18 protein-coding genes and 1 riboswitch are annotated in these 20090 nt (G+C 64.4%); of the genes, 9 read left to right on the forward strand and 9 right to left on the reverse strand.

Annotation, left to right across the window (positions count from 1 at the left end; genetic code table 11):
* Nucleotides 1–36: 36 nt before the first annotated feature.
* The 3 genes from WDM24_RS35005 to rnk all read left to right on the forward strand — a co-directional run bounded on the left by WDM24_RS35005 (nucleotide 37) and on the right by rnk (nucleotide 1860).
* Complete coding sequence (locus tag WDM24_RS35005) at nucleotides 37–603, forward strand: chromate transporter (RefSeq protein WP_338691981.1); 567 nt, start codon at nucleotides 37–39, stop codon at nucleotides 601–603.
* Nucleotides 600–1130 (forward strand): chromate transporter, encoded by a 531-nt coding sequence (locus WDM24_RS35010; RefSeq protein WP_338828999.1) that lies wholly within the window; start codon nucleotides 600–602, stop codon nucleotides 1128–1130. The genes WDM24_RS35005 and WDM24_RS35010 overlap by 4 nt, the downstream gene beginning before the upstream one ends.
* Nucleotides 1131–1440: 310 nt before the next feature.
* Nucleotides 1441–1860, forward strand: coding sequence for a nucleoside diphosphate kinase regulator (gene rnk / locus WDM24_RS35015; RefSeq protein ID WP_338829000.1), 420 nt, complete (start codon nucleotides 1441–1443; stop codon nucleotides 1858–1860).
* A 288-nt stretch (nucleotides 1861–2148) separates the two neighbouring features.
* Here the strand turns inward: rnk and WDM24_RS35020 are convergent, their stop codons facing one another.
* Both WDM24_RS35020 and WDM24_RS35025 read right to left on the reverse strand, forming a co-directional pair.
* Complete coding sequence (locus WDM24_RS35020; protein ID WP_338829001.1) at nucleotides 2149–2343, reverse strand: hypothetical protein; 195 nt, start codon at nucleotides 2341–2343, stop codon at nucleotides 2149–2151.
* Nucleotides 2344–2482: 139 nt separating this feature from the next.
* Nucleotides 2483–3547: a ketopantoate reductase family protein gene (locus WDM24_RS35025; protein ID WP_338829002.1), complete on the reverse strand. Its 1065-nt coding sequence runs from the start codon at nucleotides 3545–3547 to the stop codon at nucleotides 2483–2485.
* 541 nt (nucleotides 3548–4088) lie between these two features.
* Here WDM24_RS35025 and WDM24_RS35030 point away from each other — a divergent pair.
* The 5 genes from WDM24_RS35030 to WDM24_RS35050 all read left to right on the forward strand — a co-directional run bounded on the left by WDM24_RS35030 (nucleotide 4089) and on the right by WDM24_RS35050 (nucleotide 9189).
* Nucleotides 4089–5327: a branched-chain amino acid ABC transporter substrate-binding protein gene (locus tag WDM24_RS35030; protein ID WP_338829003.1), complete on the forward strand. Its 1239-nt coding sequence runs from the start codon at nucleotides 4089–4091 to the stop codon at nucleotides 5325–5327.
* 184 nt (nucleotides 5328–5511) lie between these two features.
* Entirely contained in the window at nucleotides 5512–6459 is a 948-nt protein-coding gene (locus tag WDM24_RS35035; RefSeq protein ID WP_338691986.1) for a branched-chain amino acid ABC transporter permease, read from the forward strand.
* On the forward strand, nucleotides 6456–7748 hold the full coding sequence (locus tag WDM24_RS35040) for a branched-chain amino acid ABC transporter permease (protein WP_338829004.1): 1293 nt from the start codon (nucleotides 6456–6458) through the stop codon (nucleotides 7746–7748). The genes WDM24_RS35035 and WDM24_RS35040 overlap by 4 nt, the downstream gene beginning before the upstream one ends.
* On the forward strand, nucleotides 7745–8494 hold the full coding sequence (locus WDM24_RS35045) for an ABC transporter ATP-binding protein (RefSeq protein ID WP_338691988.1): 750 nt from the start codon (nucleotides 7745–7747) through the stop codon (nucleotides 8492–8494). Before WDM24_RS35040 ends, WDM24_RS35045 begins: the two co-directional genes overlap by 4 nt.
* On the forward strand, nucleotides 8494–9189 hold the full coding sequence (locus WDM24_RS35050) for an ABC transporter ATP-binding protein (RefSeq protein ID WP_338691989.1): 696 nt from the start codon (nucleotides 8494–8496) through the stop codon (nucleotides 9187–9189). Before WDM24_RS35045 ends, WDM24_RS35050 begins: the two co-directional genes overlap by 1 nt.
* A 308-nt stretch (nucleotides 9190–9497) precedes the next feature.
* Here WDM24_RS35050 and WDM24_RS35055 read toward each other — a convergent pair whose 3' ends face one another.
* Nucleotides 9498–10544 carry an AraC family transcriptional regulator gene (locus WDM24_RS35055; protein ID WP_338829005.1) on the reverse strand — a complete coding sequence of 349 codons (1047 nt, stop codon included), beginning with the start codon at nucleotides 10542–10544 and terminating at the stop codon, nucleotides 9498–9500.
* 321 nt (nucleotides 10545–10865) lie between these two features.
* Here WDM24_RS35055 and WDM24_RS35060 point away from each other — a divergent pair, with 321 nt between their 5' ends.
* Nucleotides 10866–11414: a hypothetical protein gene (locus WDM24_RS35060; protein WP_338829006.1), complete on the forward strand. Its 549-nt coding sequence runs from the start codon at nucleotides 10866–10868 to the stop codon at nucleotides 11412–11414.
* An 18-nt stretch (nucleotides 11415–11432) separates the two neighbouring features.
* Here WDM24_RS35060 and uca read toward each other — a convergent pair whose 3' ends face one another.
* Genes uca through WDM24_RS35090 form a run of 6 tightly spaced genes read right to left on the reverse strand, consistent with a single transcriptional unit; the run spans nucleotide 11433 to nucleotide 19221 of the window.
* Nucleotides 11433–14975 carry an urea carboxylase gene (uca, locus tag WDM24_RS35065; protein ID WP_338829007.1) on the reverse strand — a complete coding sequence of 1181 codons (3543 nt, stop codon included), beginning with the start codon at nucleotides 14973–14975 and terminating at the stop codon, nucleotides 11433–11435.
* 3 nt (nucleotides 14976–14978) lie between these two features.
* On the reverse strand, nucleotides 14979–15617 hold the full coding sequence (locus WDM24_RS35070) for an urea amidolyase associated protein UAAP2 (protein WP_338829008.1): 639 nt from the start codon (nucleotides 15615–15617) through the stop codon (nucleotides 14979–14981).
* The gene (locus WDM24_RS35075) at nucleotides 15614–16459 is read right to left on the reverse strand and encodes an urea amidolyase associated protein UAAP1 (protein ID WP_338829009.1); all 846 of its coding nucleotides are present in this window, start codon (nucleotides 16457–16459) and stop codon (nucleotides 15614–15616) included. Before WDM24_RS35075 ends, WDM24_RS35070 begins: the two co-directional genes overlap by 4 nt.
* Nucleotides 16456–17289 carry an ABC transporter ATP-binding protein gene (locus WDM24_RS35080; protein ID WP_338829010.1) on the reverse strand — a complete coding sequence of 278 codons (834 nt, stop codon included), beginning with the start codon at nucleotides 17287–17289 and terminating at the stop codon, nucleotides 16456–16458. The genes WDM24_RS35075 and WDM24_RS35080 overlap by 4 nt, the downstream gene beginning before the upstream one ends.
* The gene (locus WDM24_RS35085) at nucleotides 17286–18104 is read right to left on the reverse strand and encodes an ABC transporter permease (RefSeq protein ID WP_338829011.1); all 819 of its coding nucleotides are present in this window, start codon (nucleotides 18102–18104) and stop codon (nucleotides 17286–17288) included. The genes WDM24_RS35080 and WDM24_RS35085 overlap by 4 nt, the downstream gene beginning before the upstream one ends.
* Before the next feature lie 43 nt (nucleotides 18105–18147).
* On the reverse strand, nucleotides 18148–19221 hold the full coding sequence (locus WDM24_RS35090; protein WP_338829012.1) for a putative urea ABC transporter substrate-binding protein: 1074 nt from the start codon (nucleotides 19219–19221) through the stop codon (nucleotides 18148–18150).
* A 79-nt stretch (nucleotides 19222–19300) separates the two neighbouring features.
* Nucleotides 19301–19411: riboswitch (guanidine-I (ykkC/yxkD leader) on the reverse strand.
* Nucleotides 19412–20090: the final 679 nt, after the last annotated feature.

Genomic DNA, 20090 nt, shown 5'->3' on the forward strand with positions numbered 1-20090 from the left:
GGATCGAACACGACAAGAAACGGAGCCGATGCGCCGATGGATGCAGCACCCGCCACCCTCACCACCAAGCACGAGGCGCCCGATGTCGGCGAGTTGTTCATGGGCTTCTTCATCCTCGGCCTGACCGGCTTCGGCGGCGTGCTGCCGCTGGCGCGGCACATGATGGTGGAGAAGCGCGGCTGGCTCTCCAGCGCCGAGTTCACCGACCTGCTCGGGCTCTGCCAATTCCTGCCCGGCGGCAACATCATCAACATGTCGGTTGCGGTGGGCTTGAAATTTCGCGGCATTCCCGGCGCGCTCGCGTCGATCCTCGGCCTGATCGCGGTGCCGACCGCGGTTGTGATCGGCCTCGGCGTGATCTATGGCCGCTTCGCGAACGATCCCGTGGTCCGCCATCTGTTCGGCGGCCTGGCTGCCGCCGCGGCCGGGCTCCTGATCTCCACCGCGATCAAGATCGCCTGGCCGTTGCGGCGTGATGTCCTCGGCCTGTTCATCGGCGCGCTCTGCGTGCTCGCGATCGCGGTGTTGAGGTTGCCGCTGCTGCCGACGCTGCTGACGCTCGCGCCGCTCAGCATCTTTCTCCGATCGAGGCAGGCGTCATGAGCGGAACCCTTGTCACGCTCGCACTGATCTTCGCCCAGCTCTCGCTGCTCGCCTTTGGCGGCGGCAACACCATCCTGCCGGAGATGCAGCGTCAGGTGGTCGACATCCATCACTGGATGACGGCGCAGGAATTCGGCGCCCTGTTCGCGCTGGCGCAGGCCGCACCTGGACCGAACATGATGGTGGTCCCGCTGGTCGGCTGGCACGTCGCCGGCTTCTCGGGCGTGCTGGTGACCTCGCTCGCCAAGTTCGGGCCGTCGTCACTGGTCACCGGCTTCGCGCTCCGGCTCTGGGAACGCTTCAAGGACCGGCCCTGGCGACGCACCGTGCAGGCCGGGCTCGTGCCTGTCACCGCCGGCCTCGTCACCGCGAGCGCCATCGTCATCACCCACACCTCGGTCTCAGGCTGGGGCACGGCCCTGATCGCGGCTCTGGTCGCCATCGCCACCACGACGACCCGCATCCATCCGCTGCTCGCGCTCGCCGCTGGCGCCGCGCTCGGCCTCACCGGCATCGGCCAGCCCTGACCCCTGGCGCGTTGCGGCGATAGCGCGTCGTTCCCCGCGGCACGTGCGCGCTTTCGCCGCAATGGATGCGGCGCGACGTAGCGCTATGTTGATCGTGCCATGATCGACATGTTGAGCATCGACACCCGCATTGCGCGCCTCGGATTGCGCGCCGGACGTCTGCACGCAGGCAATTAGCCGGCCGGCGATTGCGCGCCGTCCGGATTCTCAGCGTCACCCAAAAATCATAACGTCATCAAAATCATTTCGGTCCGTCGCGTCGCGCGAGGCATCTGCGCGCACCCCCGATCAATCGCAAGGTCAAGCCAACATGACCAGAACCATTCAGACTAACTTTACCGCCCCTGCGTTGCCGCCGATCGTGATCACCGCGAGCGAGGCGCATCGCCTCAGCGTGCTGGCCGATTCCAGCATGGCGGTGTTTCCCAGCGTGGCCGAGTTCCTCGCGCGCGAGACCGACCGGGCGCAGCTCGTCGCCGATGATGCCGAGTTGCCCGACGTGGTCCGTATGGGCTCGCTCGTGCGCTATCGCGACGACGAGACCGGCGACGTCAGGGAGGTCGTGCTGGTGTATCCGCACGAAGCCGACATCGCACTCCGGCGCATCTCGGTGCTGACGCCGGTCGGCGCCGCGCTGATCGGGCTCTCGGTCGGACAGACCATCGATTTTCAGACCCCGAGCCACCAGACGCGTTCGGTGACGATTTTGGCCGTGAGGCATCACGGCTAGCGGTGCGGCTTCGCCAAGTGCAACGGCCCGTCGACGTAAGGGAGCCACCAACGGAAGAGCTCCCTCCCCCCTTGCGGGGGAGGGTTGGGGAGAGGGGTGCCACACGGCACACTCTCTCGGCTCAATCTTGAACGGCACGCGATCGGCGTTGCGATAGCGACGTGCACACAAATCATCGCGCCCGGGGCCACCCCTCTCCCCACCCTCCCCCGCAAGGGGGGAGGGAGCCTGAGAAGTGTGCTCACCTCACAAGATCGAGTCGGATACGCGAGCGCATCGCGCTGCTACTCACGCCGCGAGATGGCACTGGCCCATCTCAAGGCCGTGCCGGCGGCCGCGTGCGATGCCTTCGGCGATCGCTTTCACGACGATCTCGGCCGTATCGGGGGAAAGCTGATCGAGCGGCTGCCATGCGCGCATGATGTCGCGCGCGCGGTCGAGGTCGCCGTAGATTGCAAGGAGAGGAAGCGATTTGATCGACATGTCCGTGGCTCCCAACCGCAACTGCGCGAGCCTACCTCAGCTGGATCGGCCGAGCCATGCTTTTGGGAACCGCGTTTTACGTTTTACCGATCGCCGGTGCATGGCGAGGGCGCTATCGCCCCCGCCATCGATGCGCGTGTCACTCCGCGCCGGAGCCGCCCTGCACGATCTTCTCGTTCAGCTTCTGATCGACGGTCTCGACGGTGCGGTCGATCTCGGCGCTGGGCTTGCCGAGCTGGTGCGAGATCAACTTCACCAAGAGGTCGACGCGCTCAATGAACGGCGCGCCGGCGGCGACCGCACGGGCCGCCGAGGACGGCTTGAGCAGGCTTTCCGCCGCCTTGGCGTATTTCGCGAACGGCACCTGGTCAGCAGGATCGGCGCCGAGTTGGCGCGCGATCGAATCGACATGGTCGTAGATCGCCTGCGAGCGCGTCAGGTCGCCGTGCACGGCGTCGCGGATCGATTGCGGCTCCTTCGGCGTGATGCAGCGATAATTGCCGGTCAGCAGCATCGACCACTTCGCCAGCGGCACGAACAGCGACGAGAACACTTTCAGCTTCACCGGCACGTCCTGGCCGTCGAGCGTGACCGCGTCGATGTCGGCTTCGAGCTCGCGCAGCACCTTGTTGTGCTTGTCGTCGGCGAAGACGGAGGCCTTGAAGTTGGTCGGCAGGCCGACATGCAGCACGTTGGCCTTCTCTTCCGGCGGACGGAAGGCCTGCGGATCGGGCGAGCACAGCGTCACCAGTCCCGGCTCGAAGCGCTCCCACACCTGCGCATTGGTATAGGCCTCCTCGAGGTCCATGCCGGCGAGCGCGGGAATCCGCTTCAGATAGGGCAAAGGCGGCATGTTCATGATCGACAGGCAGGGCAGCTTCGCCGCCGCGATCTTGATCATCAGCACGCGAACCGTGTGGTTGGTGTATTGCGGCTCCTGCATCGCGAGCCCAACCATGTCGTAGCGCGACACGTCGACATCGGCTGGTGTCACGGCGTCGAGCTTGCCCGGCAAATCGCGCGAGAAGATCGAGCGGTGCTCCTTTTCGTCTCGCAGCTTGATGCGGACCTCGGTGCCGTCGCGGTTGATCAGGTCGGCCGTGTTCTTCCGGCACACCAGGGTCACGTTGTGACCCGCCATCAGAAGCTTGGTCCCCAGCAGGGAGCCGTAGGAAGCTCCCAAAATCAGAATGTTGCGCGCCATGCTCTCTCTTTCAAAGCCAATGCTGGAAGTCTCTCAACGCCCGAGCCGGACCCGTCCGGGTGACTGCCGCCGGTCCGCACTTGGCGGACAACGGAGAATGCCAGGCCGTGGTATACCACGGAAGCAACCCCTTACCGCAAGCCGCGCCGGTGTCCAGCACAAAGTGCAAGGGCGCGACAATGAGGGGGGCGACAATCGCGCCGCTCGAGACGCGGGTTGACGGCGGAGATCGGCGCCCGGCGCAACCATCCTGATCGGAGACGTTAATCACCCAATCGGTGAAATCGGTCGGGAACAGCGACTTAGGTCTAACGCCTATCGAGATCGCGAGAGGCGTTATCCCGCACCACGGGATGAAGCACGTGCGTTGCACTATTTACCGAGCGCTTGCTCACTTTTCCGGATGGTCGGGCACAAGCCATGCCCGAACCAGACTTGTCAATGCGTGGGCATTCGCGCAGTATCGCCGCGCTGTTGCGCTGCAACGATCAGCAAAACAAACTTCAATCAAAGTCAATCTTCAACGAGGAAACGACAGGATATGCGTCATCTTCCCTTTGCCGTGGCTGCGGCCTTCCTGATGCTTGGCGGCGCGGCCTTCGCGCAGGAAAACATCAAGATCGGCTATATCGATCCGCTCTCCGGCGGCGGTGCGAGCGTTGGTGAAGGCGGCCTGAAGACGTTTCAGTACCTCGCCGACGAATTGAACGCCAAGGGCGGCATCCTTGGCCACAAGGTCGAGATCGTTCCGCTCGACAACAAGACCAATCCGCAGGAAAGCCTGGTGCAGGCGCAGAAGGCGGTCGACGCCGGCATCCGCTACATCACCCAGGGCAACGGCTCGTCGGTCGGTGCGGCGCTCGAGGATTTCGTCACCAAGAACAATTCGCGCAACCCCGGCAAGGAAGTGCTCTACTTCAACTACGCCGCGGTCGATCCGGCCATGACCAACGAAAAGTGCAGCTACTGGCACTTCCGCTGGGATGCGAACTCGGACATCAAGATGGAAGCGCTGACCAGCTACATGAAGGGGCTGCCGTCCATCAAGAAGGTCTATCTGATCAACATGGACTATTCGTTCGGCCAGTCGGTGCGATCGCAGGCGCGCAAGATGCTGGGCGAAAAGCGGCCGGATGTCGAGCTCGTCGGCGACGAATTGCACCCGATGCTCAAGGTCACCGACTTCTCGCCCTATATCGCCAAGATCAAGGCGTCCGGCGCCGACAGCGTCGTGACCGGCAACTGGGGACAGGACTTCGCGCTGCTCTTGAAGGCGGCTGCCGACGCCGGCCTCAAGGTCAACTGGTACACCTATTATGCCGGCGGCGCCGGCGGACCGACCGCGATCAAGCAGACCGGCCTCGAGAACCAGGTGTTCCAGATCAGCGAAGGCGTCCCGAACTCCGGCAACAAGGCGGCGATGGATTTCGAGAAGGACTTCCGTGCCAAGACCGGCATTTCCGTGTGGTATCCGCGCGCGGTCAACGAGATGCGGATGTTCAAGGCGGCCGCCGAGAAGGCCAACTCGATCGATCCCGTCAAGGTCGCGGCCGCGCTCGAGGGCATGAAGTTCGACGTGTTCGACGGCGGCGAAGGCTTCATGCGCAAGGACGACCACCAGTTCTTCCAGCCGATCTACATCTCCTCGTTCGGCTCGCTGGCCGACAAGGCCAAGGAGCCCTACGACGAGGAAAACACCGGCTGGGGCTGGCGCATCGTCTCCAAGATCGACACCGCGCAGACGATGCTTCCGACCACCTGCAACATGAAGCGGCCCTGATCGGCTATTTCAGTCATTCCGGGATGGTGCGTAAGCACCAGACCACAGGTGCGCAATTGCGCACCGGGGAATCTCGAGATTCCGGGTTCGCTCGCTGACGCGAGCGCCCCGGAATGACAGGCAGTTCATTTCGTTCGACAGGTCTTTTCTCTCGTGAACCGTTCGAGTTTTCAGCGGGTGCGCCATGGCTGAGCTGATCGTCATCTCGACGCTCAACGGCGTCTTGTTCGGCATGCTGCTGTTTCTGTTGTCCAGCGGGCTCACCGTCATCTTCAGCATGATGGGCGTGCTCAACTTCGCGCATGCCAGTTTCTACATGCTCGGCGCGTTCTTCGGCTTTCAGCTCACCCGCTGGATCGGCTTCTGGCCGGCGCTGGTGATCGCACCGTTGCTGGTCGGCGTGGTCGGCATGGGCGTCGAGCGCTACGGCCTGCGCAACACCCACAAGCATGGCCATGTCGCCGAACTGCTGCTGACCTTCGGTCTCGCCTTCGCGATCGAAGAGATCGTCTCGATGATCTGGGGCAAGAGCCCGGTCGACTACCGGGTCCCGGCGGCGCTCGACTTTCCGGCCTTCACCATATTCTCCACCAACTACCCCGCCTACAAGATCTTCATGCTGGTGGTCTCGGTCGTGATCTTCATCGCGCTCTTAGTCACGCTGAAGAAGACGCGGGTCGGCCTCATCGTGCAGGCCGCGCTGACCCATCCGAGCATGGTCGGCCATCTCGGCCACAATGTCGGGCGTATCTTCATGCTGGTCTTCGGCGTCGGCAGCGCGCTTGCCGGTCTTGCCGGCGTCATCGCCGGTCCCTCGCTGGTGACGCAGTCCGACATGGCCGCGCTGCTTGGCCCGATCCTGTTCGTCGTCATCGTGTTCGGCGGCCTCGGCTCGCTGCCCGGCGCCTTCATCGCATCGCTCTTGATCGGCCTGATCCAGACCTTCGCGGTCGCGCTGAACGGTTCGCTCGCCAGCGTGTTCGGCCCGCTCGACCCGAGCCTTGGCGCCTCGCCGCTCACCGATATCTGGAACGTCACGATCGCGCAGATCGCGCCGATCCTGCCCTATGTGCTGCTGGTGCTGGTCCTGATCTTCCGCCCCATGGGCCTGCTGGGGACGCGCGAGTCATGACGAACGCTGCGACCCCCGCTCCCGCCGTCGCCAAGGAAGAGCCCAGCGGCGCCCTCGGCTTCTATGGCGTCTGGCTGCTCGCAGCCATCGCGCTCGTCGTGCTGCCGCTGATCTTCTCCTCCGGCGGCTCGCTGACCTCGTTCAGCCTGATCGGCATCGCGATCATCTTCGCGCTGTCTTACAACATCCTGCTCGGCCAGACCGGGCTATTGTCGTTCGGACATGCGGTGCAGTACGGCCTCGGCGGCTTCCTGGCGGTCCACGCCATGAACGCGGTCGCCAGCCACAACTGGCCGATCCCGCTGCCGGTGATCCCGCTGGTCGGCGGCATCGGCGGCATGGCCTTCGCGTTGGTGGTCGGCTGGGTCATGACCAAGCGCGCCGGCACCGTGTTTGCGATGATCTCACTCGGCATCGGTGAACTGGTGGCCTCGTCGTCGCTGATCCTGCGCAGCGTGTTCGGCGGCGAATCCGGCATCACCACCGACCGCACCGCCCTGATGCCGATGTTCGGCTGGACCTTCGGGCCGCAGATTCAGGTCTACTATCTGATCGCGTTCTGGGTGCTGATCTCGGCGATCGCGATGTACGCGCTGACCCGCACACCGCTCGGGCGCATCTGCAACGCGGTGCGCGACAATCCGGAGCGCGTTCAGTTCATCGGCTACGATCCGCATGTGGTGCGCTATCTCGCCTACATGTTCGCTGGCTTCTTCGCCGGCATCGCCGGCGGGCTCGCCGCGATCAATTTCGAGATCGCGAACTCCGCCTATCTCGGCGCGACGCAGTCGGGCCTGGTGCTGTTCGCCGCCTTCATCGGCGGCACCGCCTATTTCTTCGGTCCGATCCTCGGCGCCATCCTGGTGACCTATCTGCAGCTCGGGCTGAGCAACGTCACCTCGGTCTGGCAGCTCTATTTCGGCATTATCTTCATCGTCATCGTGATGTTCGCGCCGGGCGGCATCGCCGGCATCCTGATGAAGCACCGTCCGCTGATCCGCGCCGGCACCCTCGGCACCGTGATCCCGTCCTACCTGGTCGCGGCGATCCCGACACTTGCCCTGGTGCTCGGTATCATCCTGACCATCGAAACCGTCGCCCGCTTCGCGAGCGGCGACGCGATCAACCTCCTGGGCATTGCCTTCGTCCCGACCGCGCCGACGACCTGGGCGGCCGCCGCGGTTCTCGTCGTCGGCGGCTTCCTGGTCGCGCGCATCACCTGGCGGCGCGTCGCCGAGGCCTGGGATCGCGCCGCGACGGTGGCCCGTGATCGGGGGTATCTGGCATGACCGCTGCCATCCAAGTCAACGCCGTCGAGAAGAGCTTCGGCAATGTCGCCATCATCCGCGATCTCAACCTGAGCGTCGCCAAGGGCGAGCGCCACGCCATCATCGGCCCGAACGGCGCCGGCAAGTCGACGACCTTCAACCTGATCAGCGGCCACATCAAGCCGACCTCGGGCGAGATCCGCCTCAACGGCGAGCTGACCTCGGGCTTGCGGCCGTTCGAGATCAACCGGCGCGGGCTGTCGCGCTCGTTCCAGGTCACCAACGTGTTCGCCCGCATGACGGTGTGGGAGAACGTCCGCTGCGCCGTGCTGTGGGCGACCGGCCACCGCTACGCGTTCTGGAAGAATGTCGACAATCTGCCCGAGGTGAGACAGCGTACCGCGCAGATCCTCGACGACATCCATCTCAGCCATCGCCGCGACGTGCCGGCGGGCCTGCTCACCTACGCCGAGCAGCGCGAGCTCGAGATCGGCATCACGATCGCCGGCGGCGCCAGCGTCATCATGCTGGACGAGCCGACCGCGGGCATGAGCCACGCCGAGACCGAGCGCGCCGTCGCGCTGATCCGCCGCCTCACCGAGGGACGCACGCTCGTCATCGTCGAGCACGACATGAGCGTGGTGTTCGGCCTCGCCGACCGCATCTCGGTCCTGGTCTACGGCCACATCATCGCCTCCGGCACGCCGGAGGAAATCCGCGGCAACCCGAAGGTCAAGGAAGCCTATCTCGGCGAGGAGGTTGACTGATGCTCGAGGTCAGGAATCTCCACGCCTATTACGGCAAGAGCCACATTTTGCAGGGCGTCGATCTCGACATCGCAGCCGGCGAGGTAGTCAGCCTGTTGGGGCGCAACGGCGTCGGCCGCTCCACCACCGTCAAGGCGATCATGGGCGAGGTGCCGCCGCAGGGCACCATCCGCTTCAAGGGCCAGGACATCGCGGGTCTCCCGAGCCACAAGATCGCCCGCCTCGGCCTCGGCTACGTGCCGGAGCATCGCGACATCTTTCCGGGACTGACGGTGCGTCAGAACCTGATCCTCGGCATCAAGGACCCGCGCCGCCCCGGCAAGTGGCGGCTGCAGGAGATGCTCGACATGTTCCCGAACCTCGCCGCGCGCGCCGACACGCCGGCGGGCGTGCTGTCCGGCGGCGAGAAGCAGATGCTGACCACCTGCCGCACGCTGCTCGGCGACCCCGAATTGATGATGATCGACGAGCCGACCGAAGGGCTGGCGCCGCTGATCGTGCAGCAGGTCGGCGAGCTGATCGCGCGGATCGCGAAAGCCGGCGTCGCGATCCTTTTGGTCGAGCAGAAGCTGTCGATCGCGATGAAGATCTCGAACCGGGTCTACATCATGGGCCACGGCCGCGTCGTGTTCGAAGGGACCCCCGACCAGCTCAAGTCCAACGCCGCCATTCGCGAGGAATGGCTGGAGGTGTGAGGCGGGACGCCCGGCCGGGCCAGCCTGCCGTGGTCCTCGCAGAATCCACGAATGTCGGCGTCGCGATACCGGGTCAATTCACGAACACGACCCAAATCAGCGCAATCAAGAGGCTGTGAAACAAAATTATCGAAGCCAGGAACAGCCAGTCGTCCTTGCTCATGAAGCCGAACACCGCGTCCCTAGCGCGGCACCAGCGAAGCGCGAGTCGAGACAAGAAGCTTGAACGCATGGCACTCGCCTAGCGGAATACGATCCGCCAAGTCTTGTTATCCTGTGCCAGGTATTTGAGGCTTTGTGTCAGCCGATCACTGAACGTCGTTCGAAGCACGGTACGCCTTTGGCGTGACGCCGGTCCAACGGACGAAAGCATGTGTGAAGGAAGAGAGCTCGCTGTAGCCCAATAGCCATGCGATCTCGGAAATCGGCCGTTCTGCTTCTTCGAGATAACGGCGCGCATGTGCAATTCGAAACGCCTCGAGGACATTCGAAAAGCCCACACTCTCAGACGACAGGGCCCGAGCGAGAGTTCTCCGGCTCATGCCAAGACGGCGCGCGACTTCCTCAGCGTTGGCTTTGCCGTGCGGTAGCAGCTGGGCGATCTGGTCTTCGACCCGAGACCGCACGCTGGTCCGTCTGGATGCCCGGTTGCTCAGCGCTTCGTCGGCATACTGAAGCAATATCTTGTTGAGATGCAAATCAGCTCCCACGGAGGGTAACGCGGCGATCTGGGAAGGAAACAGCATCTCATCCCTGTCCGCTGCGAATTCGATGTCGCATCCGACGAGAGATCGGACATCCAAGGGTGTTTCTCGTCTATAGTGCTTCAGTTTGATTTGCATTGGGGCCAGCCTGCCGTCAGTCAGCGCGCGGCAGATACGGAGAAGCGCAATCAGCCAGAATTCCGCATGGTGGCGATCTGACGACCTGTCGATGTTGACATATTCGAATCCGATGGCGAAACCGCGCTCCAGAGACGCCCGTAGCCGCACCCCCTCGTTGTTGATCGCGCAGTAACGTCCCCCAATTTGCAGGGCGTCACCGAGGTGCTCCGATGAAGCCATGACGTAGTACAGAAGCCCGATCTCCCCCAGTTCGAAGCCTTGAGCCAAATGGAAACCAAAGCAGTCGTCCTGCAATTCCCTGGCAGCTAGCTCAAGCAGTCTTATCTGTGCTCGCGCGTCGATGCGGCGCTTGCGGTCTTCAACATCGTCGATTGTCAGGCCTGCGGCTGACACGATCGGAGCCAGCTCAATTTGTGCATCCCGCATTCGGGCACATGCGAGACGCGCTATGCCCCCGGCAGAGCTTGGTATCGATGGCAAGGTGCTTGCAAGGCGTTTGGCGATCTTCATCCGGCACCGAACTGTGTTATCGCCAAACGTCGAGGGCTTCGAGCGCCGCATTTTGACCTATGTCAAACAAGCCCATCCGTTCGAGGCATCCAGCCTGACAAGATCTCGCAATCAAATGACCCAGGATCACAATACGCTATGGAGGCAAATCATCTAGCCGATTGCTTCGCGGCCGTTCCATTTCTGCCTTGAACCGACGGCAGTTGGCTCCAACCGGGCCCGCGCAAGGGCGAACTTATGATGGGCGCGGTCATGGATCGGGAAAAACTTCAGGTGGAACGGGTGATTGACGCCAGTACGAGCGGCCATATGAGCTAAGTCGTGGCCGGACAAGGACGTGCTCAACAGAGCGGAATTCATCGATCAATTCATTACCTGATCACCGAAGCCGGGGCTCCGGGCACTTGGCATTACTCGTTCTTCATCGGCGATCGCAACTTCACGGGCAAGGTCCAGGCAGTTTTAGGATTGCTGGCGGCACGCCGCGTAAGGATGAAGATCGATCGGCTGTTAAAGCACCATGCGTCAATGGCGACTCATACCGATGCCGCAGTCGAACCGGATGTCTCTCAGCGCCCGCCCCCACCTATTGCGAGTGACGCCTCTTCAACCACTTTCCCCGATAGTCCGGAGTTGGCGCCGCTAAAGGCCGAAGCTTCAAGCACTGTGGCGTTTACCTGCGAGGCTTGCAAGTTCGTTTACGAGGCCGTGCAGGTTCGCGCTGCCGCAAGGGGGGTCTTTCGCTGCACCGCCTGTTGGTGGCCAGTCCATCGATGGGATGGCGAGTATGATTATAAGGGCTGGCGGCGGCTCGATAAAGACGTCGAGCCGCCGCCTCCGCTCGTCCCGCCCGCCGATCCCAAGGAATAGCGCAGCAGGCGTACCCACCTAACCCGGCCGGATCAACGCCACCACGTCGCCCGCGCGCAGCGTCTGCCCGGGCTTCACCGGCACCGACGCAATCCGGCCCGCTGCGGGCGAGAGCACGCTAATCTCCATCTTCATCGACTCGATGATCGCAAGCACGTCTCCGGCGGCAACCCCGGCGCCCTCCTCGACCAGGATCTTCCAGATGTTGCCGGGCACTTCCGAGAAGGCGCCGATCTGGCCGTCGGGAATACCCGTCGCGACGGCACCCGCATCGATCGACTCCGGCGGCGCCTCGTCGAGCTTCATCTCGCGCCAGCGCTGGCGTTCGGCATCGAACGCTGCCTGTTGGGTTGCCTTGAACGCTGCGATCGATGGGCGCGCCTCCGTCAATGTCTTGGCATAGTCGGCGTAGGAGAATTCGCCCGGCTCGATCCTGATGTCGTATTGCCCGTGCGGGAATGCGGCGCGGGCGTCGAGCAGCTCGTCGGCGTCGACCGGGAAGAAGCGGATCTTGTCGAAGAACCGCAGCAGCCAGGGGTGGCCAGGCTCGAACACCCGCGTCGTGCGCCAGCTGTTCCAGACCTGGATGGTGCGGCCGAACAGCTGGTAGCCGCCCGGCCCTTCCATGCCGTAGATGCACATATAGGCGCCGCCGATCCCGACCGCGTTCTCCGGCGTCCAGGTCCGCGCCGGATTGTACTTGGTGGTCACCAGCCGATGCCGCGGGTCGAGCGGCGTCGCCACCGGCGCGCCGAGATAGACGTCACCGAGGCCGAGCACGAAATAGTCGGCATCGAACACGATGCGGCGGACATCGTCCTCGCTCGCAAGCCCGTTGATGCGCCGGATGAACTCGACATTCGACGGGCACCATGGCGCATCTGATCGCACCAGCTCCTGATACTTCCGCATCGCAAGCTCTGCTTGCGGATCGCGCCATGACAGCGGCAAATGCACGGTGCGGCTCGGCACCCGCATCGCATCGACCGGCGGCAATTCGCGCTCGATCCGCCTGAGCATGTCGAGCAGTTTTTGCCGTGACAACGTCGTGCCGTCATAATGGATCTGCAGCGAGCGGATGCCGGGCGTCAGATCGATCAGGCCGCCGAGTTTTTCCGCCTCGAGCGCCTGCGCCAGCACATGCACGCGCAAGCGGAGCGCGATGTTGAGCTCCATCGGGCCGTATTCGACCAGCAGATTGTCGTCGCCGGCGCGCCGGTAGACCACCGGGATCGGGCCGTCATCATGACGTCCAACCACCGCCGAACCGAGCTCGGGCGCCCGCAGCACCGTGGGTCCGGCGACCGGATCGTCGCGTTTCACCGGCAGGAAGCGGACGGTGTCGCCGGGCCTGAGCTGGCCGATCTTCCAGAGCTCGTCGCGCGCGACGACCGCCGGACAGACGAAGCCGCCGAGACTCGGCCCGTCGGGGCCGAGAATGATCGGCATGTCGCCAGTGAAATCGATCGAGCCGACCGCATAGGCGTTGTCGTGGATGTTCGACGGATGCAGTCCGGCCTCGCCGCCATCGGCGCGGGCCCAGCGCGGCTTCGGACCGATCAGCCGCACGCCGGTGCGGGCGCTGTTGAAGTGCACCTCGTAGCTCGACGCAAACAGCGTCTCGATGTCCTCGTCGAGGAAGAAGTCCGGCGCACCGTGCGGGCCATAGAGCACGCCGATCTGCCATGCCGACGCGAGCTCTGGCCGCTCGCTTTCCTCTGCGCGTCGCGGGGCTGCAAGGCTCGACGTCTCGGCACCGATATGCAGCACGTCGCCCGCCTTCAGCGACCCCGTCGCATGGCCGCCGAAGGCACCGAGCGCAAACACCGCGCGCGATCCGAGAATCTCCGGCACGTCGATGCCGCCGCGCACGGCGAGATAGCTGCGCTGGCCCGCGCCCTGAATGCTGCCGATGACGAGCGTCTGGCCGCCGCGCACCGTGACCGGCTCGTGATACGCAACCTCGGCGCCGTCGAGCGATGCCTTCATCCGCGCACCCGAGAGCGCCACGATCGCATCGGTGTTGAAGCGCAAGGTCGGGCCGTTGACCGTCAGCTCCAGCGCGGTCGTCGTCTCCGGATTGCCCACCACACGGTTGGCGAGGCGGAACGACCGTTCGTCCATCGGACCGCTCGGCGGCACGCCGACATGCCAGAGATGCAGGCGGCCGGGCAATTCCTGCACCCCGCTCTGCGCGCCGGGTGCGACGACGTCGATGGTGCGGGGACGATAGGCGAACGCGCCGAGCACGCTGGTCGCGACCTGCCCGCTGCGGAACACGTCCGACGCCGCGATCGCCCGCAGATAGGCGAGATTGGTCTCGATGCCTGCCACGACCGTGTCATCCAGCGCCTGCGTCAGCCGCGCGATCGCGGCATCGCGGGTCTCGGCCGACACGATGATCTTGGCCAGCATCGGATCGTAGAACGGCGACACTTCGGTGCCGGTCTCGATCCAGCCGTCGATCCGCGCCTCCGGCGAAAAGCTGACCTGCGTCAGCCGGCCCGCGCTCGGGCGGAAGCCGGCGCCCGGATTCTCGGCATAGAGCCGCACCTCGATCGCCGCGCCCGTTGGCATGAGCGCGCCGGCGGTGCCGAGCACGTCCTCTCCGGCCGCCTGCCGGATCATCCATTCGACCAGATCGACGCCATAGACCTGCTCGGTGACCGGATGCTCGACCTGCAGACGGGTGTTCACCTCGAGGAAGTAGAAATCCTCGCGCTCGACGTCGTAGATGAACTCCACGGTGCCGGCGGATTCGTAAGCGACCGTCTTGCCGAGCGAGACCGCCGCCGCATGCAGCCGCCGCCGGATGTCTGCTGAAAGCCCCGGCGCAGGGGTCTCCTCAAAGACCTTCTGGTTGCGCCGCTGCAGCGAGCAATCGCGTTCGCCGAGCGCCACAACGTCTCCCTTGCCGTTGCCGAATATCTGCACCTCGATGTGGCGCGCCTGCGCAACGAACCGCTCGAGATAGACTCGCGCGTCGCCAAAGCTCGCCCGCGCGGTGCGCTGCACCGATTCGAATCTCTCGCGCAGCGTCGCCATGTCGTGGCAGAGCTGCATGCCGATGCCGCCGCCGCCCGCCGTGCTCTTCAGCATCACGGGAAAGCCGATCACGTCAGCCTGCTGCACCGCCTCATCGATGGTCTCGAGCAGGCCGGAGCCCGGCAGCAGCGGCACGCCGCTGCGCTCGGCGATCTCGCGTGCCTTGTGCTTGAGGCCGAAGGCGTCGAGATGCTCTGGCCGGGGCCCGATGAACTTGATGCCGTGCTCGGCGAGCCGCTCGGCAAAGCGGCGATTCTCCGACAGGAAGCCATAGCCGGGATGCACCGCCTCCGCGCCGGTCGCAAGACAGGCCGCCATGATCGCATCGACGTTGAGATAGCTCTCGGCGGCCGGCGCGGGGCCGATCCGCACCGCCTCGCCGGCGTCGAGCACCGGCCGCGTGAAGCGGTCGGCGTCGGAATAGACCGCGACCGAGCCGATGCCCATGCGGTGCAATGTTTTGCCGATCCGCCCGGCGATCTCGCCGCGGTTGGCAATGAGGACCTTGCTGAACATGCCTCATGCCTCCGGCTCGAAGATCGTGACCTGAACCGGCGTCGGGAAGAAGCCGTTGCAGGGATTGTTGATCTGCGGACAGTTCGAGATCAGGCACAGCACGTCCATCTCGGCCACCAGCTCGATGGCGTCGCCGGGCTTGGAGACTCCATCGACCACGGTGAAATTGCCGGCAGGGTCGATCGGCACGTTCATGAAGAAGTTCAAATTCGGCACGATGTCGCGCTTCGACATGCCGTATTTGGCAGCCTCCAGCACGAAGTTCTCGCGGCAGGCGTGCTGGTAGCGGGTCTGGTGCCCGAACCGCACGGTGTTGCTTTCGCAGGAGCAGGCGCCCGCCGAGGTGTCGTGCAGGCCGCAGCTATCCGCGGTGACGCGCAGCATCACGCGGCCTTCATTGGACATGATCTTCGTGCCGAGGCCGACATAGGCCGAGCCCTGCGCACGCAGCGTATCCTGGCCGCTGTAGCGCTCCTGATAGTCGTCGGCACGATAGAACAGTGTGTCGACCGCCTGCTGACCATGGGTATCTGTGATCCGCAGCGTCTGTCCCTTGCGGATGACGGCCGACCACGGCTTGCGTGCGGGAATTTCGGCGTCGAGAATGATGCGGCCGGCGGAGCGAGCGGATTGCGTGGTCATCGCACGGCTCCTTCCAAGGTCTGGCCGAGATACAGCGCATTGTTCTCGAGGGCGCGGATCGCCTCCGCCGTCGCGGTGCGGCACAAATCGTCGGTCGAGGGCGCAGCGGCGCGGTAGCGCACGACCTCCACGCTCGCCTGCGGATAGGTTTTCGCGGGATCGAGCGGATGCGGACAGTTCGACAGCGCAATCAGGAGATCCATCTCCGCGCGCAAATCGACGAAATCGCCCTTTTGCCGGCGCGCGTCGGACCAGACAAACTTGCCGTCCGCGTCGATGGCGACCGGTGCAAAGAAGCTGACGCAGGGATGCACGTCGCGGCGATCGAGCCCGAGCTTGGCCGCGGCCAGGATGAAATTGTCGCGGGTGTTGCGGAAATTGCCGTCGCCGTACTTCGCCTGGTTGGTCGCCGCGGTCGAGCCGCCGACCACGGCATCATGCGCGGCGCTGGTGTCCTCGGTGATGCCGAGCAACGCGCGCCCCATGTCCGACAGCAGCACCCGCCCCTTCTGCAGCCGCGCCGCCCACTGCACCTTGATGGTGTCGGCATGGTTGAGCCGCTCGATCGGATCGGCGCTGTTCCAGGCGAGCAGGCTGACGGTGGAGATCCCTGACGAGTTCACGATGCGCAGCGCCTCGCCGCGGTTCAGCCGGGTGGTCCAGTACCAGCCGGCCGGAATCGTCTCCCGGTGGATGATCGCGTCGGCGGCGATCGGCGCGGCGTCGCGCGAAGTCGGCTGTGGCAGCGCACGCGGGGCGTGCTCCTGCCCCGCCGCCTTCAACTCGTTGTAGCGTCGGGTATGCGCCGCGACCTCGGCCTTCTGTTCCTCTGTGAGGATCATGGTTGCTCCTTCAAGACGAGAGCGCCGGGCCGTCCCAGCTGATGCTCCTTGCCTGACCGGGTCGTCCCGATCGGAGCTGGCTGAACTGATGACCGCGGCTCGGCGCTGCGGCGCGGGAATATCTCGAGGTCGCGCGACACCGTGGCGCCGTAGCGCTCGCGCTCCTCGGGCCGGTTGCGCTGCCGCTCCAGCGCGATCACGCGCGTTGCGAGCCCGAACGCTTCGCTGAGGTCGTGCGTGACCATCACGACGGTCAGATGGGTCTCGTTCCACAGCCGCTTCATCAAAACATGGATGTCGGCGCGGATTCCCGGATCGAGCGCACCGAACGGCTCGTCGAGCAAAAGGATTTTCGGCTCGCGCATGATCGCCTGCGCCAGCGCGAGGCGCTGCTGCATGCCACCGGACAGCGCGGAGGGATATTTGTTCTCCTGGCCGGCGAGCCCGACCTCGGCAAGCAGTTTCATGGCATCATCGGCGGCGGCGCGGCGCGCGGCGCCGAACAGCCGGGCGGTGAATTTGGCGTCGCGCAATTCGCGGCCGAGCATGACGTTCTGCAACACGGTCAGATGCGGAAACACCGAGTAGCGCTGAAACACCACGCCGCGGTCGGCGTCCGGCTCGCCGGGCAACGGCTTGCCGTCGACCAGGATCTGGCCGCGGCTCGGCTGCTCCTCGCCGAGCAGCATGCGGAGCAGCGTGGTCTTGCCGCAGCCCGACGGGCCCACCAGCGCAATGAAGGCGCGCGGCTCGACCTCCATCGTGATGCGCTCCAACACGATGTGGTCGCCATATTCCTTCCAGACGTCGTCGAAACGGATCGCGCTCATTCCGCCCTCACCGAGGCAAACCAGGGAAACAGCCTGCGTTGCGTGACGCGCAGGCCGACATCGATCAGGAACGCAAGCAGCGTGATCCAGGCGACGTAAGGAATGATGACATCCATCGCGAGATAGCGGCGCACCAGGAAGATCCGGTAGCCGAGCCCGGAATCGGAGGCGATCGCCTCGGCCGCGATCAGGAACAGCCAGGCGGGCCCCAGCTGCAGCCGCAGCACGTCGATCAGCCGCGGCAGGGTTTGCGGCACCGCGACCCTCAGCGCGATCTGCCAGGTCGAGGCGCCGAGCGTCTGCGCCTTGACGATCTGCTCGCGCGGCAACTCCTGCACTTTCATCGCGAGATCGCGGATCATGCAGGGCAGCGTTCCGATCACGATCAGCGCGACCTTCGAGTTTTCCCCGAGCCCCATCACGATGAACAGGATCGGCAACAATGCCAGTGGCGGCACCATCGAGGTCACCGACACGAACGGCCCGAGCAGGGCGTTAGCGCCCGGCAACAGCCCGATCACGATGCCGAGCACCAGCGCCGCCACCGTCGAGATCGCCAGCGCCGACCCCAGCCGCCCCAGGCTGGCGACGGTGTCGGAGGCCATCAGATAGCTGCCGGTGCGCGGGTCGACCTCGAACGCCATCTGCTTGACGGCCTGCACCATGTTGGGCAGCGCCGGCAGCAGCTTGTCGTTCGGGTTTTGCGCGAGCCGCGCGCTGGAGCCGGCGAAGTAGGCGATTGCGACCAACAGGAACGGCAGCGCGAGCAGATAGAATCGCGTCTGCCGTCCCGGCCGTATGTTCACAAGTCGCATGGTCGGCTCCTGCCTAAGGCGGGCGATACGTTAGAGCCTGGCGTCAGAGCTTGCCCTTGGCGGCTTCGTCCATGTAGGTCGGGTCGAAGCGCAGCTTGACGTTCGACTTGTCGCCCAGCACCGACTTGTCGGCGAGCTCGATGCCGACGGCGTCGGCCGATTTCGCGCCCTTGCCGAGCAGATCCTTCTCGAACAGGAACTTGCGCACCCGATCCATGGTCGCCCCAACCGTCTTGCTGCGCGTAAAAGCTTCGGCATCGGTGGCCTTGTCGAACAGTTTGGTGGTCGAGAGCTGGCTGTCGAAACCGGCGAGATCGGTGCCGGAGGCCTTGGCCATTGCCTCCTTGGCGGCCCTCGCGGCGGGATCGTTCGCCGTCATCTTGGAGATCGTCTCGTACCAGATGCCGACCAGCGCCTTGGCGAAGTCGGGATTGTCCTTGGCGACCGCCGTGTTCACCACCATCAGGTCCATGATCTCGCCGGGGATCTGCGAGGAATCGAACACCTTCTTGGCGTCGGGCGAGCCAAGGACTTCGGTCACGATCGGATTCCAGGTCACGACTGCAGTGACATCAGGTGTCTTGTAGGCCGCCGCGATATCGGCGTCGGAGGTGTTGATGACCTTGACGTCCTTCTCGCTCAGCTTGCTGCTCTCGAGCGCGCGCGCCAGCAGATAATGCGACACCGAGAATTCGACCAGGTTGACAGTCTGGCCCTTGATCGCGGCGAGATCGGCCTTGTTCTTGAGGATCACGGCGTCGTTGCCGTTGGAGAAATCGCCCATCACGACCGCAGTCGTATCGACGCCGCCGGCGGCGGGAATCGACAGCGCGTCCATGTTGGTGATGGTGACGGCGTCATAGCCGCCGGCGGTGTACTGGTTGATCGATTCGACGTAGTCGTTGAACTGCTTGACCTCGATCGCGATGCCGTATTTGTCCGCCCACTTCTTGACGATGCCGGTGTCGGCCGCATAGCCCCACGGCATCCACCCGACATAGATCGACCAGGCGACCTTGAAGCTTTTCTTCGGTGCGGCGTCGGCGCTAGAAGCGGCCGCGAGCGCAACTGCGCAGCCGATGACTACAGAGCGGAGGAAGAAACTGAATTTGTGCATTGCCGATCCCTCTTGCGAAAACTTCACAAAAAGGGACTGGCGAAAAGACCATCGCTCCGCCAATCCCTTGGCTAACGAGGTCTCCCGGGCTTTTATCCCGCCGTGCACCTGCGGGGATGTCTCCCCCGCAAGCGGCTGCTCTCGGACCAGCACCTTGTCTCTCAAGGTCGGAACCCTAGCGGCCAACTCGACGCCTTCGATGCACGAGGCGTGCCACAGCGCCGGCATTTGAATCTCATAAGATTTTTTGGCGCGGGTCGCTCCGACGCGATGGCCGTTTGCTCAAAAACTGCGCAGGCCTGCCCAGAAATGGCTCTGTCATTTCGCCGGCGACCTCCGCAGGATCACGCTATCCTGATGTCGAGAGGGACGTTCGATGCGCAAGCTCTTGAGTGCCCTCTGGCGCGGACTGCATGGCCGGTACGGCCTGACGCCGCGATGCGACGTCGGCGGTCCAAAACGGACCGGGACGCGGGCTCATTGATGCGCAGCATACCCTTATCGATGCGAGTTGGACGAGCGTGGGGTAGATGGCAGCAAGCCTGTCCTATCGCGTCGCGGCCCGACGACGGGGCTTGATTCTATTGACCTGAGGCTCGCAGATCGAACGACGTAGCGTCTGTTCTCGCGCTCAGCCCGTCAAAGACTCGCCGGGCATTGGGGCTACCCCTTCTGAGCCGATCAGCCTGCTGGCAGAAACGTTCTTGATTGGTTGGCTGCAAGATTCGCTTCTGGAATGGCGGCCAGTCCGCCCTGCCGGAGGACTGCCCCGCGGATGATCGGTCAATCTGGCACTTGTAGGACTCCCGATCCGCTGTCATCTTGGAGCATGCGGAACTCGCATGGCTGCTGCCCGAAACGGGCCGGCG

This window comes from Bradyrhizobium sp. 27S5, assembly GCF_037217225.1.
Lineage (GTDB): Bacteria > Pseudomonadota > Alphaproteobacteria > Rhizobiales > Xanthobacteraceae > Bradyrhizobium > Bradyrhizobium septentrionale.

Excerpts from the sequence above, each read along its gene's own strand:
- WDM24_RS35005 (WP_338691981.1), top strand. The coding sequence starts at position 37 with ATGGATGCAGCACCCGCCACCCTCACCACCAAGCACGAGGCGCCCGAT.
- WDM24_RS35010 (WP_338828999.1), top strand. The coding sequence starts at position 600 with ATGAGCGGAACCCTTGTCACGCTCGCACTGATCTTCGCCCAGCTCTCG.
- rnk (WP_338829000.1), top strand. The coding sequence starts at position 1,441 with ATGACCAGAACCATTCAGACTAACTTTACCGCCCCTGCGTTGCCGCCG.
- WDM24_RS35020 (WP_338829001.1), bottom strand. The coding sequence starts at position 2,343 with ATGTCGATCAAATCGCTTCCTCTCCTTGCAATCTACGGCGACCTCGAC.
- WDM24_RS35025 (WP_338829002.1), bottom strand. The coding sequence starts at position 3,547 with ATGGCGCGCAACATTCTGATTTTGGGAGCTTCCTACGGCTCCCTGCTG.
- WDM24_RS35030 (WP_338829003.1), top strand. The coding sequence starts at position 4,089 with ATGCGTCATCTTCCCTTTGCCGTGGCTGCGGCCTTCCTGATGCTTGGC.
- WDM24_RS35035 (WP_338691986.1), top strand. The coding sequence starts at position 5,512 with ATGGCTGAGCTGATCGTCATCTCGACGCTCAACGGCGTCTTGTTCGGC.
- WDM24_RS35040 (WP_338829004.1), top strand. The coding sequence starts at position 6,456 with ATGACGAACGCTGCGACCCCCGCTCCCGCCGTCGCCAAGGAAGAGCCC.
- WDM24_RS35045 (WP_338691988.1), top strand. The coding sequence starts at position 7,745 with ATGACCGCTGCCATCCAAGTCAACGCCGTCGAGAAGAGCTTCGGCAAT.
- WDM24_RS35050 (WP_338691989.1), top strand. The coding sequence starts at position 8,494 with ATGCTCGAGGTCAGGAATCTCCACGCCTATTACGGCAAGAGCCACATT.
- WDM24_RS35055 (WP_338829005.1), bottom strand. The coding sequence starts at position 10,544 with ATGAAGATCGCCAAACGCCTTGCAAGCACCTTGCCATCGATACCAAGC.
- uca (WP_338829007.1), bottom strand. The coding sequence starts at position 14,975 with ATGTTCAGCAAGGTCCTCATTGCCAACCGCGGCGAGATCGCCGGGCGG.
- WDM24_RS35070 (WP_338829008.1), bottom strand. The coding sequence starts at position 15,617 with ATGACCACGCAATCCGCTCGCTCCGCCGGCCGCATCATTCTCGACGCC.
- WDM24_RS35075 (WP_338829009.1), bottom strand. The coding sequence starts at position 16,459 with ATGATCCTCACAGAGGAACAGAAGGCCGAGGTCGCGGCGCATACCCGA.
- WDM24_RS35080 (WP_338829010.1), bottom strand. The coding sequence starts at position 17,289 with ATGAGCGCGATCCGTTTCGACGACGTCTGGAAGGAATATGGCGACCAC.
- WDM24_RS35085 (WP_338829011.1), bottom strand. The coding sequence starts at position 18,104 with ATGCGACTTGTGAACATACGGCCGGGACGGCAGACGCGATTCTATCTG.
- WDM24_RS35090 (WP_338829012.1), bottom strand. The coding sequence starts at position 19,221 with ATGCACAAATTCAGTTTCTTCCTCCGCTCTGTAGTCATCGGCTGCGCA.